This window comes from Psychrobacter immobilis (assembly GCF_904846235.1).
Classification (GTDB): domain Bacteria; phylum Pseudomonadota; class Gammaproteobacteria; order Pseudomonadales; family Moraxellaceae; genus Psychrobacter; species Psychrobacter immobilis_C.
Map to the genome: position 1 here is coordinate 1 of NZ_CAJGZN010000001.1, position 15456 is coordinate 15456.

General features: G+C 40.5%; 20 protein-coding genes, 1 pseudogene and 1 other annotated feature. Of the genes and pseudogenes, 9 read left to right on the plus strand and 12 right to left on the minus strand.

Annotated features, from left to right (window positions below; all coding sequences use genetic code 11):
* Positions 1 to 362 precede the first annotated feature (362 nt).
* The 9 genes and pseudogenes from JMX07_RS00005 (at position 363) to JMX07_RS00045 (ending at position 8604) form a co-directional block, all read left to right on the plus strand.
* Positions 363 to 1304 (plus strand): hypothetical protein, encoded by a 942-nt coding sequence (locus JMX07_RS00005; protein ID WP_201548320.1) that lies wholly within the window; start codon positions 363 to 365, stop codon positions 1302 to 1304.
* Positions 1301 to 2005: a hypothetical protein gene (locus JMX07_RS00010; RefSeq protein ID WP_201605163.1), complete on the plus strand. Its 705-nt coding sequence runs from the start codon at positions 1301 to 1303 to the stop codon at positions 2003 to 2005. Before JMX07_RS00005 ends, JMX07_RS00010 begins: the two co-directional genes overlap by 4 nt.
* A gap of 12 nt (positions 2006 to 2017) precedes the next feature.
* Positions 2018 to 3237, plus strand: a protein-coding gene (locus JMX07_RS00015) for an IS3 family transposase (RefSeq protein ID WP_406947643.1) whose coding sequence is annotated in 2 segments (ribosomal slippage) — positions 2018 to 2294 and positions 2294 to 3237 — 1221 coding nt in all. Because the reading frame shifts where the segments join, the coding sequence is not laid out codon by codon here.
* Positions 2293 to 2409 (plus strand) — a sequence feature (AL1L pseudoknot). (Overlaps the previous gene by 117 nt.)
* A gap of 134 nt (positions 3238 to 3371) precedes the next feature.
* Positions 3372 to 4652 carry a hypothetical protein gene (locus JMX07_RS00020; RefSeq protein ID WP_201605165.1) on the plus strand — a complete coding sequence of 427 codons (1281 nt, stop codon included), beginning with the start codon at positions 3372 to 3374 and terminating at the stop codon, positions 4650 to 4652.
* 1 nt (position 4653) lies between these two features.
* A complete protein-coding gene (locus tag JMX07_RS00025; protein WP_057758729.1) occupies positions 4654 to 5073 on the plus strand; it encodes a hypothetical protein in 420 nt (139 codons plus the stop codon).
* Between the two features lie 103 nt (positions 5074 to 5176).
* Positions 5177 to 5674, plus strand: a complete 498-nt coding sequence (locus tag JMX07_RS00030; RefSeq protein ID WP_057758727.1) for an elongation factor P hydroxylase — start codon at positions 5177 to 5179, stop codon at positions 5672 to 5674.
* A gap of 264 nt (positions 5675 to 5938) precedes the next feature.
* Entirely contained in the window at positions 5939 to 7153 is a 1215-nt protein-coding gene (locus tag JMX07_RS00035; protein ID WP_201605167.1) for an IS256 family transposase, read from the plus strand.
* A gap of 225 nt (positions 7154 to 7378) precedes the next feature.
* A pseudogene (locus JMX07_RS00040) lies at positions 7379 to 7750 on the plus strand (elongation factor P hydroxylase); the annotation flags it as partial.
* Between the two features lie 233 nt (positions 7751 to 7983).
* On the plus strand, positions 7984 to 8604 hold the full coding sequence (locus JMX07_RS00045) for an L-threonylcarbamoyladenylate synthase (protein WP_201556162.1): 621 nt from the start codon (positions 7984 to 7986) through the stop codon (positions 8602 to 8604).
* 110 nt (positions 8605 to 8714) lie between these two features.
* Here JMX07_RS00045 and rplQ read toward each other — a convergent pair whose 3' ends face one another.
* The 12 genes from rplQ to rplF all read right to left on the minus strand — a co-directional run bounded on the left by rplQ (position 8715) and on the right by rplF (position 15438).
* Positions 8715 to 9074 (minus strand): 50S ribosomal protein L17, encoded by a 360-nt coding sequence (gene rplQ / locus JMX07_RS00050; protein ID WP_021813387.1) that lies wholly within the window; start codon positions 9072 to 9074, stop codon positions 8715 to 8717.
* 19 nt (positions 9075 to 9093) lie between these two features.
* Positions 9094 to 10101 carry a DNA-directed RNA polymerase subunit alpha gene (locus JMX07_RS00055; RefSeq protein WP_021813386.1) on the minus strand — a complete coding sequence of 336 codons (1008 nt, stop codon included), beginning with the start codon at positions 10099 to 10101 and terminating at the stop codon, positions 9094 to 9096.
* An 80-nt stretch (positions 10102 to 10181) separates the two neighbouring features.
* Complete coding sequence (gene rpsD, locus JMX07_RS00060) at positions 10182 to 10823, minus strand: 30S ribosomal protein S4 (RefSeq protein ID WP_057758723.1); 642 nt, start codon at positions 10821 to 10823, stop codon at positions 10182 to 10184.
* 48 nt (positions 10824 to 10871) lie between these two features.
* Positions 10872 to 11261, minus strand: a complete 390-nt coding sequence (rpsK, locus tag JMX07_RS00065; RefSeq protein WP_010196728.1) for a 30S ribosomal protein S11 — start codon at positions 11259 to 11261, stop codon at positions 10872 to 10874.
* Between the two features lie 20 nt (positions 11262 to 11281).
* Complete coding sequence (gene rpsM / locus JMX07_RS00070; protein ID WP_021813384.1) at positions 11282 to 11638, minus strand: 30S ribosomal protein S13; 357 nt, start codon at positions 11636 to 11638, stop codon at positions 11282 to 11284.
* 247 nt (positions 11639 to 11885) lie between these two features.
* Complete coding sequence (rpmJ, locus tag JMX07_RS00075; RefSeq protein ID WP_010196721.1) at positions 11886 to 12002, minus strand: 50S ribosomal protein L36; 117 nt, start codon at positions 12000 to 12002, stop codon at positions 11886 to 11888.
* Positions 12003 to 12033: 31 nt separating this feature from the next.
* Positions 12034 to 13365 (minus strand): preprotein translocase subunit SecY, encoded by a 1332-nt coding sequence (secY, locus tag JMX07_RS00080; protein WP_180958160.1) that lies wholly within the window; start codon positions 13363 to 13365, stop codon positions 12034 to 12036.
* 19 nt (positions 13366 to 13384) lie between these two features.
* Positions 13385 to 13825 carry a 50S ribosomal protein L15 gene (rplO, locus tag JMX07_RS00085; protein WP_057758719.1) on the minus strand — a complete coding sequence of 147 codons (441 nt, stop codon included), beginning with the start codon at positions 13823 to 13825 and terminating at the stop codon, positions 13385 to 13387.
* Positions 13825 to 14004: a 50S ribosomal protein L30 gene (rpmD, locus tag JMX07_RS00090; protein WP_057758718.1), complete on the minus strand. Its 180-nt coding sequence runs from the start codon at positions 14002 to 14004 to the stop codon at positions 13825 to 13827. Before rpmD ends, rplO begins: the two co-directional genes overlap by 1 nt.
* A gap of 20 nt (positions 14005 to 14024) precedes the next feature.
* Positions 14025 to 14540 carry a 30S ribosomal protein S5 gene (gene rpsE, locus JMX07_RS00095; protein ID WP_057758716.1) on the minus strand — a complete coding sequence of 172 codons (516 nt, stop codon included), beginning with the start codon at positions 14538 to 14540 and terminating at the stop codon, positions 14025 to 14027.
* Positions 14541 to 14542: 2 nt separating this feature from the next.
* Entirely contained in the window at positions 14543 to 14893 is a 351-nt protein-coding gene (gene rplR, locus JMX07_RS00100; RefSeq protein WP_057758713.1) for a 50S ribosomal protein L18, read from the minus strand.
* A gap of 11 nt (positions 14894 to 14904) precedes the next feature.
* Positions 14905 to 15438, minus strand: coding sequence for a 50S ribosomal protein L6 (gene rplF / locus JMX07_RS00105; protein WP_201605169.1), 534 nt, complete (start codon positions 15436 to 15438; stop codon positions 14905 to 14907).
* Positions 15439 to 15456 lie beyond the last annotated feature (18 nt).

Consider the following 15456-nt stretch of genomic DNA (forward strand, 5'->3'; position numbering starts at 1 on the left):
GGATAGTCGCCCAACGCTTCTATCAGCATGCGAACGGCGCGTTCTTTAATCTCAGGAGTGTAGGTTTGTTTTTTCATTGTCGTATTCTCTCAGAATGTTGAGTCTCCGACAATCCCGGGGCGGTTCAACCCTTTAATGAGGTAAAAAATGCTTTATCAAATTATTATAATTGTGAGCATACTAAGAAAGATTTCTATAAAAACACATTAATAAACAACAGAAATACATGGATCAATGAGAATTTAGACTCTAGAAAAATTTATGCTTATAACCTATGTACATATTGCTTTTATTACATTTACCTTTCTTTCACTGCTGCTAATATACAACCCACACTTGATTTGAAAATATCTGATTTAAATTTGGAAAACCTTGGCTTATCAACTTTTGCTAAAAAACATAAATATCGAGCAGGTAGACAGATTGAATTTTCCGCTCCTTCTCACTTAAAACGTTATCTCATACAGTATTTGAAACTTAGAGAGTGGGTTGATAACCTTCATCTTCCTGGAGACTGTCAAGAATACTTGTTTATGCGTATTGGAGAACATCGTCAATTAAAGCGTTTTGCACGTAGCTCTGTCAGTTCTATTGACGACAATACTCCACTTTTTAAAGGGGTTAAAAGGGTTACTGCTAGAGACATTAGAAACCTATGTGCGGAATACTACATAAAACATTCTAAAGGAAATTTGTCATTAGTAGCTAGGAAGTTGAATAACTCTTTAACTACAGTAGCTAAATCTTACACTTCGATCGATATTGAGTCTCAAGCAATAGAGATGAATCATTATCACGAAAAAATGATTACCGCAGTTCTTAGGTCTAATCGAACTAATGAACAAACTATATCTATCAAGACTTCAACTAACTATGATACGGAGAAAATACCAGCAGGATCTTGTTCTAACCTATCAGATAATGATCCTGTTAAGGCATTGGGCTTTAATAATGAAGCCCCCAACCCTTCCTGTGCTACATTTGAAAGTTGTTTGTTCTGTGAATTTTTTGCAATTCATATAGATTTTGAAGATATACATAAACTATTAAGTTTGAAGGAGGCTCTACTAAAGTCTTCTATGATTCGTGATGATCCTGAATATCATCTTCTCTCTATAGAACCATCACTATTTAGAATTGACGAGATTATCAATATTCTTAAAGGAAAAGATAATAGAGTAATTGAACTCGTTGATGATGCTGAACAAAAAATAAAAATGCAAATTTATAATGAGTATTGGGATGAGCATATAAATTTTCTCACTGTAGCCTCAGAATCTAACAGAAAAAGCTTAAGTTTATGACCAAGACAATGATGCGTGAACCCCTCGTTAAAGAGATACAACCAATATCTAAAGACCTAATCGAAAACCCATCATCTGGTTTGATTGTAACGCTTTCCAAGAGTGGAGATGCTTTATCATTATTCTCTGATGATATTTGGGACTATAGTGCTACTAGCAATTCACATAGAACTATTAATTTTAGAACTAAAATTCGGAACCTATCCTCATCTATTAATACCGACGGCAAAAAATTCAAATCAGCAGTTAAGTTTTTGAAGGTATTTACTCTCAATTGGAATTGTGAGATGAATGGATGTTCTATGTCAAAATTGAATAGTGATATAGTCGCTATATCCTTCCTAATTAGTTACTGTGTAAACAATAATATTGACTTTAATAATATATTTACTGACAGTAGTGCAATCGACTTCCTAGTAACTAATAGTTCGACGGAGAAACAAATAGGTTTGCATTTAGGCAAGATACAAAGATTTATTGATACAGCATCTGTTTTAAATCAAAGTAATTTTTGGTGTAACATGCAACCTTCAAAAGAATTTTCAAGCAAACTAAGAAAGACTAGAAAATCTTTCCCTGAGACTTCTCAAAGTCTTCAAACCATGATCATTCCTTCACGTATTTATCAGAACCTGCTAAAAGATACCATTGAAAGTTTGCAGGTGAACCGCCCCGGGATTGTCGGAGACTCAACATTCTGAGAGAATACGACAATGAAAACACGAAACTACACTCCTGAGATTAAAGAACGCGCCGTTCGCATGCTCATTGAATCAGCAAATGACTATCCCTCCACCTGGTCAGCGATTCAAGCCATTGCCCCTAAGATTGGCTGCACACCTGAAACTCTACGCTCGTGGCATAAAAAGCACATCGATCAAACCATTCCTGCAAATGTGCAAGCTCAAAGTCAAGAGCAGCGTATTAAGGATCTCGAGCGCGAGAATAGAGAACTCAAGCAAGCCAACGAGATTATACGTAAGGCTGCCGCTTTTTTCGCCCAGGCGGAGCTCGACCGCCCACCGAAATAATGGTCGATTTTATTGATGTTAACAAGCAAGAATATGGGATCGAGCTGATTTGTAGAGTACTACCGATTGCCCCGTCAACCTATCACCGTGCTAAAGACTTAGAAGAGTGCCCTGACAAGCGCTCACTACGCAGTCAGCATGACGACTATTATATTAGCGAGATTAAACGCATCTGGCAGGACAGCAAATGCCGCTATGGCGCTCGTAAGGTCTGGCAACAGATGAAAGCGGACGGGCTACAGGTTGCTCGGTGTACTGTAGAGCGTTTAATGAAGCAATATGAGCTGCAAGGGGTTTGGCGTGGCAAAGGTAAGATTACGACTAATAGCCGTGATGACCAGAAGCGCGCTGATGATTTGGTTAATCGTAACTTTAACGCCCAGCGTCCTAACCAGCTGTGGGTGGCGGACTTCACTTATATCAAGACCATGAGCGGCTGGGTCTATACCGCTTTTATCATTGATGTGTTTGCCCGCGCTATTGTGGGCTGGAAAGTCTCTAATCGTATGAATACCGATATGGTGATGGCGGCGTTAAATCAGGCAATAACAGATAGGAATAATCCTAAAGCTGTGATTCATCATAGTGATCGAGGGGTTCAGTATTTATCCATTCGTTATACTGATAAGATGGCTGATTCTGGCGTCATTGCCTCTGTTGGCACAACAGGCGATTCATACGATAATGCGTTGGCTGAAACGGTTAACGGGCTTTATAAAACGGAAGTGATTGATTATTTAAAACAGCAGTGGCAAGGCGTGAATGATGTTGAACTGGCTACTTTAGAGTGGGTCGATTGGTTCAACAAAACACGTTTGCACAGCACGATTGGTTATGTGTCGCCTTTTGAGTTTGAAAAGCGGTATTATGACAATTTAACCCTGTCAGGCATGGCTGCCTGACTCAAGTAAAACACTCTCCGATATACTCGGGGCGGTTCAAGGTTTTTAATAAGCACGCTGAGCAGATCTCATATGTTTTTTCTGCACGTACTAAAGTAAGAGATGAAGCATTAAGATTAGATCAGAGTGTACCTATGAGTAAGCTTACTAAATCACAAAAAAGCTTAATCAGATTTTATTGGCAAACTGCTTTGAAGACAGATACAAAGCTAACTAAGATTTTAGCAGAATTAACAGATTTAAACATCATCAAGAATGCTAATTGGTTAAGTTTAACAATCAGCTTAGGTCAAATACAGATGAAAAGCGCTTTTGTTATAGCTGCGTTTACAGGTATGCGTAAAAATGAATTACTATCTATCCCTTTCAACGGGCTAAGACATATTCATTCCGATACTGGGAATATACCTGTAGTATGGTCAACTACAACAAAATTGGAAAGTAATGGAGTACCAAGATTTACAAAATGGGTAACAGGTTCAATTGTTGAAGAAGCTTTTGAAGCAGCTAAATTTATCACTCAAGGAGCTTTGAACTGGTCTGCTAATAAGAGTCAGGTGGCAGAAGATGAGAGTAAGTTACCGTTGTTTTTTTCAATTGAAAATGGGAAATCTGGAAAGCCTCATCCGCATTTTGATTATGCAACAACTGCCTTAAATAGCAACCTCATTCAAAAAATAATGTCATCAGAGCACTTATTAATTTCAGAACAAGACTTAAAGGAAGTCAGTCAATTTTTATACGGCGATGAAATATCTAATAATATTAAATTAGGTAAGCCTTGGCCTTTAGGCTTTCATCAGTTTAGACGCTCCTTAGCCGTGTATGCTGCTTCTAGTGGTTATGTTTCATATCCTACTCTTAAATCCCAGCTAAAACATATAAGCATGATGATGACAGTCTATTACACGGACTCAAACTCTAGAGCGATAAATATTTTAGGCAACGGCCCTGAAGTCAAAGCTATGCAAAAGGAATGGCAGGAGGCCCAAGCAAGAGTAGAGTCAGATAATTTGCATGAATTGTTAGATAGCAGGGTGACACTAACTGGTGCAGCTGGTAAAAATCTACAAAAAAGAAAAGTAGAGAATAAGCTTCCTAAGTTCTTAGATAATAGAAATAGTACTAAGAAAGCAGTCAAAAATGGCAAAATTCGTTATCGATCTACTTTAGTTGGCGGATGTATGTCTATTAAACCTTGTGATAAAGGTGCTGGTGTATTGGCATCTGCTTGTATTAGCTGTGAAAATGCGGTGTTTTCACCAGAATCCAAAAGTATTTTGCTACAAACTAAAGATTTTTATAAGTCTCAACTCACTTTAGATATTCCAAAGCGTGTTCATCATGAATACGAAGTGAGTATTAAAAAAATAGACAGTCTTCTTTCAGTATTAGAAGTAAATCAAGAGAAATAACATGAAAACTAGCCAGGCAGAACAGGCTTATTGGGATGCTTTGAATCGTCTACAAGATGGTACAGCCAAAATTGTCAATACAAAGTCATCACGGTTTAAGTTTACTAGAGACGCTGTAGGTAGAGAGGCAGGTAAAGGAAAAGGGTATGTCCGTAATGAGAGATATCCAGAACTTTGCGAAGCAATAACAAAAGCGGAAGAAGAACGCAAAAATCGTGCTCAAGAAAAACCTAATACTTCTACTAAGTTAAAACATGAAAAAGAGCTCAAAATCAAAGCTAATTTGAAATACGACATGATAAAAGAAGAATATGACATTATAATGCAAGATTATCTTAACATTCTAAGACAGAATTTTGAACTTCAAAGAGAGTTAGCAGATTCTCCACATATAAGATTAGTGAAAAGATCTAATAAATAGCTTAATCTTGTTCCTGTTTAGCTCAAATACAATCTATGAATAAAGCCTCTCTAAAGCTTTATTTCTCATATTACGGCTATTAAGATGCCTTAAAAGTATTCCTATGAATGACGATCATTTGTGTAACAAACTAAAAATTTTATTTGAACATCTTTTTCCTACTCTAACCATAATTGGTGGAGTAGATGAACCCTACTATGAAGCGCCAAAAGCAGATACAAATGCGAAGATCTTTTTTAAAGAAAACTACCCAAGAAGCCTATTACATGAAATTGCTCATTACTGTTTGGCAGGGCAAAAACGACGCAAATTAGATGACTATGGTTACTGGTATACTGAATGTGGTAGAACAAGTGAAGAGCAAGAGCTATTTCAATTGGTTGAAGCAAGACCTCAAGGCTTAGAAAAGGCTATGTGTGAAGCTATAGGTATACATTTTTCACCTAGCTTTGATGATTTTTCAGGTCGACCGATATCAGAGGTGTTTCTAAAAAACTTAGAAGTTAATTATCAAGAGATGATTACGAATCCTCCTCCTACGGCTAGAATAGCTTTAGAAACATTAATGCATACAGATTTTTCTACGTTAAGGGATAATTAGTTTATTAACTACATATTGCAAATTCATACTTACTTAATTTTAAAATTTCAAAGCAGTCATGTGAAGTATATTCATCAGGCTACTATTCAGCCGATGATAACTATAGTAAATATTCTAGCCTTCCCAATTTTATTGAAAAAACAAAGAATATCTACTAAGAGAAGAACCAACAAAAAGTCCCGATCTATTCATCAAAAATAAAATATTGGAGAGTTTCCCAAAAACTGTGTAACTGCTTATAATCCACTAACTGGAGAATAAGCAATGACTACTCAATCTGACATCAAGAAACTGGCCGAGCAAATGGCTGGTAGCATGAACAGCTTCGATGACATTAAAGACTTTCAAAAGCAGCTCATGCAATCCTTTATTGATACTGCCTTAGAGGCTGAGATGGAAGATCATCTCGGCTACCCTAAACATGAGAAGGCAGACAAGCCCAATAAGCGCAACGGCCACACTAAAAAGACCGTCCGCAGTGACACAGGCGATCTTGAGATATCCACCCCAAGAGACCGTCATGGTGACTTTGAACCTACACTCGTGCGCAAGCATCAAACCCGTATCTCAGGTCTCGATGACAAGATCATATTCCTTTACGCCAAGGGTCAAACCACCACCGAGATTGTAGAGAGCATTAAAGAGCTCTATGACGTCGACATCTCAAGCAGCTTGGTTTCTAGAGTCACCGATAACATATTAGAGGACATCACCGCATGGCAGAACCGGCCGCTGAGCAGTGTTTATCCTATCGTCTATCTAGACTGCATTGTCGTCAAAGTACGTCAAGATAAGCAGATTATCAACAAAGCCATTTACTTAGCGCTAGGTGTTGCTCTTGATGGTAAAAAAGAGCTGCTTGGTATGTGGTTATCAGAGAATGAAGGCGCTAAGTTCTGGCTGGGCGTTCTCACTGAGCTACAAAACCGCGGGGTACAAGATATCCTCATTGCCTGTGTCGATGGCTTAAAGGGCTTCCCCGATGCCATCAACACGGTTTATCCCAAAGCCAAGGTTCAGCTGTGTATCGTACACATGGTGCGCTATTCAATGAAGTTTGTACCTTGGACAGATAAGAAGGCCGTAGCGGCTGATTTAAAGGCCATCTACGGCGCTGATACGCTTGAGATAGCAGAGGCCAACCTTGAGCATTTTAATGAGGTATGGGGCAAAGAGTATCCGCATGTCATCAAGTCTTGGCGTAATAACTGGGAGGGCTTAACGGTGTTCTTCGAGTATCCTAAAGACATCAGAAAAGTGATTTATACCACCAATGCTATTGAGTCTTTAAACAGCGTGATTCGGACAGCGGTGAATAAGCGTAAGGTGTTCCCATCTGATCAGGCAGCATTCAAAGTGGTGTACTTAGCAACCCAGCAGGCATCCAAAAAGTGGTCGATGCCAATCCGTAACTGGACGTCTGCTCTGAATCGTTTTATGATTATGTTTGATGACCGTATCAGTAAGCATTTAATCTAAATGGCAGTTACACAGAATCTGGGATGGGCTCAAATATTGATATGTCTCGATTGTATATACACGGCTAATATAAGCTTCTTAGTGCTTTGAAAAGTGATAATTCCAATGACTCACTTAATGTACAATATCTCCTTTTATGAGGAATATTGTACATTTTTTTATCAAGAAGCTGATTTTACATCATTACAATTACTTCTTTATCAATCAATAACTTAGTAATGTACATTTATAGTTAAGAGTTTACTAGAGCTGAGTCATTGGTGCGTAGCTGGTGACGCTCGTAGACAACTATCTGACTTTGGTTACTGGTATGCCCCAGATGGACGATCAGCGGCTCAGCAACAAGCATTTGAGCGTGTAGAAATCAAACCTCAAGCATTAGAGTGTCTATTTACCTTGGCGTGTGGACGAAACTTCCAAGTCTCCCAAGATAATTTGTTTGCCGACTTCGATACTAGTAGTAGCACCTTTGCTAGTGATGTCTATCAGCAAGTCCAAAACTATATAGCCAAACCTCATACTCTGCCGCGTGACGCTAAGACTTTACTGATTGCGTTACTTAGCGCTTGCACTTCTTCATCTGAGATAAGTGCTTAATTCAAATTACTAAGCGTTCCTACTTATTAACGATTCTCTACGGTTGGTAACGCCTTGCCACTAAACTTATATCTACTTTGAGCTATACTGATAACTGAAGTAGTATTTTGAAGATATCGATCTACTTTAGTTCTAGAGTAGTTTTTCTAATGTATCTAGTAATTGAACTACATCTAACTAATGAAAAATTTGTCTCAATTAAAAAACCAATAATTATAAAATAAGGAACCACTATGGAAGTCTTCTATATTCATCCCGATAATCCGCAGCCACGTCTCATTGAGCAAGCCGCTGACCTATTGCGCAGAGATCAGTTAATTATTTACCCAACTGATACCAGTTATGCTTTTGGTTGCCGTTTGGGTGCAAAGGATGCCCTAGCGAAGCTTAAGCAAATCCGCGAACTCGATGATAAGCATCAATTTACGCTATTGTGCCGAGATCTGAGAGAGATTGCCAACTATGCAACAGTTGATAATGTTCAATTTAAACAGTTGAAAGCCCACACACCTGCCCCAATTACTTTTATTCTTACTGCCACCAAAGACGTACCGAAAAAACTGGCGCATGCAAAGAAAAAAACCATTGGTATCCGTGTACCTAGTAACCCCATTGCTCAAGCATTATTAGAAGCGATGGATGAACCTATCTTAACCAGCTCACTGATTTTGCCTAATCGAGACGATATTTTGGATGACCCATTTGAGATTGAAGATTTGCTAGGCAATCAAATCGACGGTCTCATCAATGCAGGTATAAAGACAACTAAGCTTACTACTATCGTGGATATGACTAGCAGCGTTCCTGAAGTTATCAGACAAGGTGCGGCCAATGTCGATTCGTTATTACTCTAAGCAGCTAATTATTGCTTTGAACAGCTACTAGTAAATTTAGTCAAATTTAAGACAAAAAAAAGCTCCAATTGCATTGGAGCTTTTTTATGAAATATGTCTTAGATGTAAAACTAGTCACGATCAACCAATTCTACATAAGCCATTGGCGCATTGTCACCATCACGGTAACCGCATTTTACGATACGCAAATAACCACCTGGACGCGTTTGGTAACGAGGACCTAACGTGCCAAATAATTTGCCTACCATAGCTTTGCTACGCATACGGCTGAATGCTAAACGACGGTTAGCAACGCTGTCTTCTTTAGCCATAGTGATCAATGGCTCGGCAACGCGACGTAGTTCTTTAGCTTTTGGTAAAGTTGTTTTGATCAGTTCATGCTCAAATAATGAGTTAGTCATGTTCTGAAACATTGCCTTACGATGACTGCCGGTACGACCCAGCTTGACTCCACTCTTACGATGGCGCATAGTCAAAAATCCTTAAAGTTTAACGGCTACGATAAGAAAAGCGATCATCAACACGTAAATCAGCTGGTGGCCAGTTATCTAGGCGCATACCGAGCTCTAAATCTTTAGACGCTAATACGTCCTTGATTTCTGTCAATGATTTCTTACCAAGATTTGGGGTTTTTAGAAGTTCAGTCTCTGAACGCTGTACCAAATCACCGATATAGTAAATGTTTTCAGCTTTCAAGCAGTTGGCTGAGCGAACCGTTAGTTCAAGATCGTCCACAGGGCGTAATAGCACCGGATCAACCTCTTCTTTCTCTTTCACAGGCTCAGGCGCTTCTTCAGCTTCTAGGTCAACAAAGATAGAAATCTGTTGTTGTAAAATAGTGGCTGCTTTACGAATTGCTTCTTCTGGATCTATAGTGCCATTAGTTTCAAGCTCAATGATAAGACGATCAAGATCAGTACGCTGCTCTACACGAGCGTTCTCAACCTGATAAGCAACACGAAGCACAGGACTAAAACTTGCATCAAGCTTTAAGCGTCCAATTGCTTTAGTATCACCATCTTCACGGCGCTGGTTTGCTGGCTCATATCCACGACCCATCACTACACGCAAACGCATCTTAAGATGACCACGATCGCTCAATGTACCCAAGACCAATTCTGGATTGATGATGTCAACATTGTGCGGCAACGCGATGTCTGCAGCAGTAATAGTGCCTGGACCTTGTTTATCCAAGGTCAAAAATACTTCATTTTGGTCATGAAGCGTAATTGCTAAGCCTTTTAGGTTCAAAAGCAAATCAAGTACGTCTTCTTGCAGGCCTTCAAGCGTTGAGTATTCATGGTCAACACCATCAATCTCAGCTTCAATGACTGCAGCACCAGGTAATGAAGATAACAAGATGCGACGCAGAGCATTACCTAGGGTATGCCCAAAGCCGCGTTCTAACGGTTCGAGCGTGACTTTCGCAATCGTTTCGTTAACCGTATCCACATTAATGGCATTCGGCGTTAGAAACTCAGTTGCATTTAGCATCATGATGTCACCTCGATTTATTAAACTGGTTTAATTAACGTTAATTGCTCAATGCCATTTTCATAACATTGAGCATTACGTCATTACTTAGAGTATAGCTCAACGATCAAGCTTTCGTTGATTTCAGCAGGTAGATCAATACGATCAGGCGCATGTTTAAACGTGCCTTGTAGTTTGCTGTGGTCAACATCAAGCCATTCTGGAATACCACGTTGTGTCGCTAATTCGATAGCGTTTTTAATACGTAGCTGTTCGCGAGATTTCTCTTGGATAGCGATGACATCACCATCTTGAAGCTGAATTGAAGGAATATTCACACGAACAAACTCATCACGGCCAGCTTTTTTTACCATAACAGTACGATGACTGACTAGCTGACGTGCTTCTGCGCGAGTTGAGCCAAAGCCCATGCGATATACAACGTTATCTAGACGGCTCTCAAGCATTGCTAGCAAGTTTTCACCAGTAGCGCCACGCTTACGAGCAGCTTCTTTATAGTAGTTCGCGAATTGACGCTCTAGTACACCATAAATACGCTTAACTTTTTGCTTTTCACGCAACTGTAGAGCATATTCTGAGGTCTTGTTACGGCTTACGCCATGCTGACCTGGTGGACGACCAGCTTTCTTCGTTTTTACGTCATACGGTTTAACGCCAGACTTAAGGCCTAAATCCGTACCTTCACGACGTGATAATTTCAGTTTTGGTCCAATATAGCGGGCCATTGTTATGTCTCCTATAAGCTTTTAGTATAAAAAGCTTCGTCTTTAATATTAGACGCGGCGCTTTTTCGGCGCACGGCAACCATTGTGTGGGATTGGGGTTACATCAGAGATGCTGTTAACTTTATAACCCAATGCACCTAGTGCTCTTACCGCAGACTCACGACCCGGTCCTGGTCCTTTGACCAAAACATCGATATTCTTAACACCATATTCTTGGGCCGCTTTACCAGCGACTTCAGCTGCAACCTGAGCTGCAAATGGTGTAGATTTACGTGAACCACGGAAGCCTTGTCCACCTGAAGTGGCCCAAGCCAATGCATTACCTTGACGATCGGTAATCGTAACAATGGTGTTATTAAAAGACGCATGGATATGGGCAATGCCCTCCGATACTGAACGACGAGCCACCTTTTTGCGACTGCGAGTGTCTTTTGCCATCTTTTAGCTTCCTAAGTTAATTATCTTTTGAGAGGGCGTGTCGGACCCTTACGAGTACGAGCGTTGTTCTTGGTGTTCTGACCTCTAACTGGTAGGTTACGACGATGACGGATGCCACGGTAACAACCAAGATCAACTAAACGCTTGATGTTCATTGAAACTTCACGACGAAGGTCACCTTCAGTCATGTAGTTTGCAACTTGTGCACGGATAGCATCTAACTGTGTATCATCTAACTGACTGACTTTAGTAGTAGGGGCGATGCCAACTGCTTCTAAGATTTTCTGAGCAGTGGTACGACCTACACCAAAGATGTAAGTTAGTGAAATAACAGCATGCTTATTATCCGGAATGTTTACGCCGGCAATACGAGCCATTGATTTCTCTCCATTAAAGAAAAATAAGCGTTATCTAGCGATAAGGCTTTACTCTTCAGATTTGTTGCTGTTAATACTAGAGCTTTTATAGTCATTATCGATGTTTTGACTATAAGTCTGCTCATCGATTCTATTATAAAAGATTTTGTATAAACACGGCAAGTGGCGGATGATATCGCATCCGCCGTTATTTTTCAAGTATTAATTTAATTAGCAGCGAAAACTAGATGTTTTCCAATACTAAATATTAACCTTGACGTTGCTTGTGGCGAGGTTCTGCTGTACAAATAATATGTACACGGCCTTTACGGCGCACAACTTTACAGCTACCACAAATCTTTTTAACTGATGCTTGAACTTTCATAGCATGCTCCTTGAAATATCGTACCGCTCATTTAAGGTTGAGTGGGCGATTGAATTAACGTCTGATCATGATATTGATGGGTCATCAAATGCGCTTGAATCTGCGAGATGAAGTCCATTACCACAACCACCATAATCAGTAAAGACGTACCACCGAGTTGAAACGGCACACCAAACGATGACTGGACGACCATTGGCATTAAACAAATAACCGTCATATACATCGCGCCAATAAAGGTCAGTCGGTTTAATACATGATCGAGGTAACGCTGAGTTTGTTGTCCTGGGCGGATACCTGGGATATACGCACCACTACGTTTAAGGTTCTCTGCTACTTCACGCGGACTAAATACCAATGCCGTATAAAAATAACAGAAAAAGATAATCATTGCGCCGAACAGTACTAAATATAGCGGCTGTCCTGGAGACAACACCAATGCCATATTTTGAAGTATTTTCTGTACAAAGGTAGGATCAGTCGATTGACCAACCCACTGCCCTAAACTTGCAGGAAACAATAACAAAGAACTGGCAAAAATAGCGGGGATAACCCCTGCCATATTTAGCTTCAACGGCAAATGTGATTGCTGCTGAGCGTAAATTTTGCGGCCTTGTTGCTGTTTTTGTGCATAGTTCACAGGAACACGGCGTTGAGCACGTTCAATATAAACGATACCCGCAGTAACCGCGATACCTAGCAGTACAAAAATAAATAGCACAATCAAGTTCATCTGACCTTGATTGACCTGTTCAATAGACTGCGAAATGATACCTGGAGTACCAGCCACAATACTCGCAAAAATGAGCATTGAAATACCATTACCTACGCCGCGTTCTGTAATTTGCTCACCAAGCCACATTAAGAACATTGCGCCTGCTACTAAAGAAGTAACAGCTGGAATATAAAAGGTAAGACCAGTAGATAAAGTAAGGTTTTGGCTGATTAAGCCGGCACACATTCCTAATGACTGTACTAGGGCTAAAGCAAGCGTTCCCTGACGGGTATACTTGTTTAGCTTGCGTCGTCCCGCTTCACCTTCTTTCTTGAGGGCTTCAAGCGATGGCAATACTGCAGACATCATCTGTACGATAATCGATGCTGAGATATATGGCATAATGCCAAGTGCCATGATAGACATACGCTCTAGCGCACCACCTGAGAACATATTAAACATGCTCAGAATAGTGTTTTCGTTGCGCGAAAACAGATCAGCCAAGTTAACTGGGTTGATACCCGGAACTGGAATATGTGACCCTAAACGATAAACAATCAATGCGCCGATTAAAAATAATAAACGCGTCCATAGCTCATCATACTTACGTATAAATGCGAATGGATTAAGCGGTATACCAGCCGATGACATTGATTGTTTTGACACGTTACTACTCCTCGATGCTACCACCAGCAGCTTCGATAGCTTGCTTAGCACCTTTAGTCACTTTAATACCTTTGAAAGTATAAGCTTTAGTGACTTCGCCTGATAGCATTACACGAGCACGTTTCATATCGTGACGGATAAGGTTAGCAGCTTTAAGTGTTTCAAGGCTAACTACATCGCCTTCAATTTTATTCAGTTCAGAAAGACGTACTTCAGCAGTCTTCATAGCCAGTTTACTGGTAAAACCAAATTTTGGTAGACGGCGATATAAAGGCATTTGACCACCTTCAAATCCTGAGCGAATGCTAGAACCTGAACGAGATTTCTGACCTTTTACACCACGACCACCAGTCTTACCAAGACCTGAACCGATACCACGACCACGACGTTGGGCAGTTTTCTTTGCGCCAACACCTGGTGATAATTCATTTAATCTAAGACCCATTACGCTTCCTCCACTTTTACCATGTAGTTAACGCGATTGACCATACCACGAGTCGAAGGAGTATCTTCTACTACTACAGTATGATTAATACGGCGTAAACCCAATCCTTTCAAGCTCGCTTTGTGGCTCTTTAGGCGATGGGCACCCGATTTAAATTGAGTGACTTTCATTTTTTTCATCGTAACTCACCTAGTCTAAGTTAACCCAAGATTTCGTCTACAGATTTACCACGTTTAGCTGCCATCTTCTCTGGAGTTGACATATCACGTAAACCGTTAAACGTTGCGCGAACAACGTTAGCAGTATTGGTAGAACCATAACATTTAGTCAAAACATCTTTGACACCAGCAACTTCTAATACAGCACGCATTGCGCCACCAGCGATTACGCCAGTACCTTCAGATGCAGGTTGCATATAGACTTTACTAGCACCATGACGTGCTTTGATTGGATGATGCAAAGTTGCATCATTTAGCTCAACAGTAATCATATTACGTTTGGCAGCTTCTAGTGCTTTCTGGATAGCAGCTGGCACTTCACGTGCTTTACCGCGACCAAAACCTACACGACCATTGCCATCGCCCACTACAGTCAATGCAGTGAAAGAGAAAATACGACCACCTTTAACAACTTTCGCTACGCGATCAACGGTAACTAAGCGTTCTACTAGACCGTCAGTCTGTTCATTTTTATCATTTTTATCATTTCTAGCCATGATTAAAACTCCAATCCGTTTTCGCGAGCAGCTTCTGCTAAAGCTTTAACTCGACCATGATATTTGAAACCACTACGGTCAAAGGCAACTTTAGTAATGCCAGCTGCTTTTGCGCGTTCTGCGATCATTTGGCCTACAGACGTTGCTGAATCAGCATTACCAGTCGCGCCTGAACGCAAGCTGCTGTCTAAGGTAGATGCCTGAGCAATCACTTCACCACCATTTGGAGAGATAATCTGGGCATAAATATGTTTTGACGTGCGGTTAACCGTTAAGCGATGAACGCCTAAGAAACGGATATGCGCGCGTGTTTTCTTAGCTCGACGCAGACGAGCTGCTTTTTTATCAAACATTTCAACTCACCTTATTTTTTCTTAGCTTCTTTGCGAATCACATGCTCGTCACTATAACGAATACCTTTACCTTTGTAAGGCTCAGGTGGGCGGAAACCACGGATGTTGGCGGCTGCTTGACCAAGCTGCTGTTTATTGTTTGATTTCAAAACAATTTCAGTTTGCGTTGGCGTTTCAGCTGATACACCTTCAGGTAACGTATACTCTACTGGATGAGAATAACCAACGTTCAAGGTTACCTTGTTACCAGTAACTTGCGCGCGATAACCAACACCAATTAACTGAAGACGTCTTTCAAAGCCTTCGTTCACGCCAGTAACATAGTTGTTAACAAGAGCGCGCATGGTGCCAGTGTGCATCATAGCTTCTTTTGAATCGACTGTAGGTGAGAAAATGATAGCATTATCTTCCTGTTTCAGCTCGACCAATTCATGCAGGCGTAAAGACAGAGAACCGTTCTTGCCTTTAACTTCGACCTGCCGATCGTTCAAAGTAACGCTTACGCCGTTTGGCAGCGTCACTGGGGCTTTAGCCACACGAGACATAGGAATATTCCTTAAAAA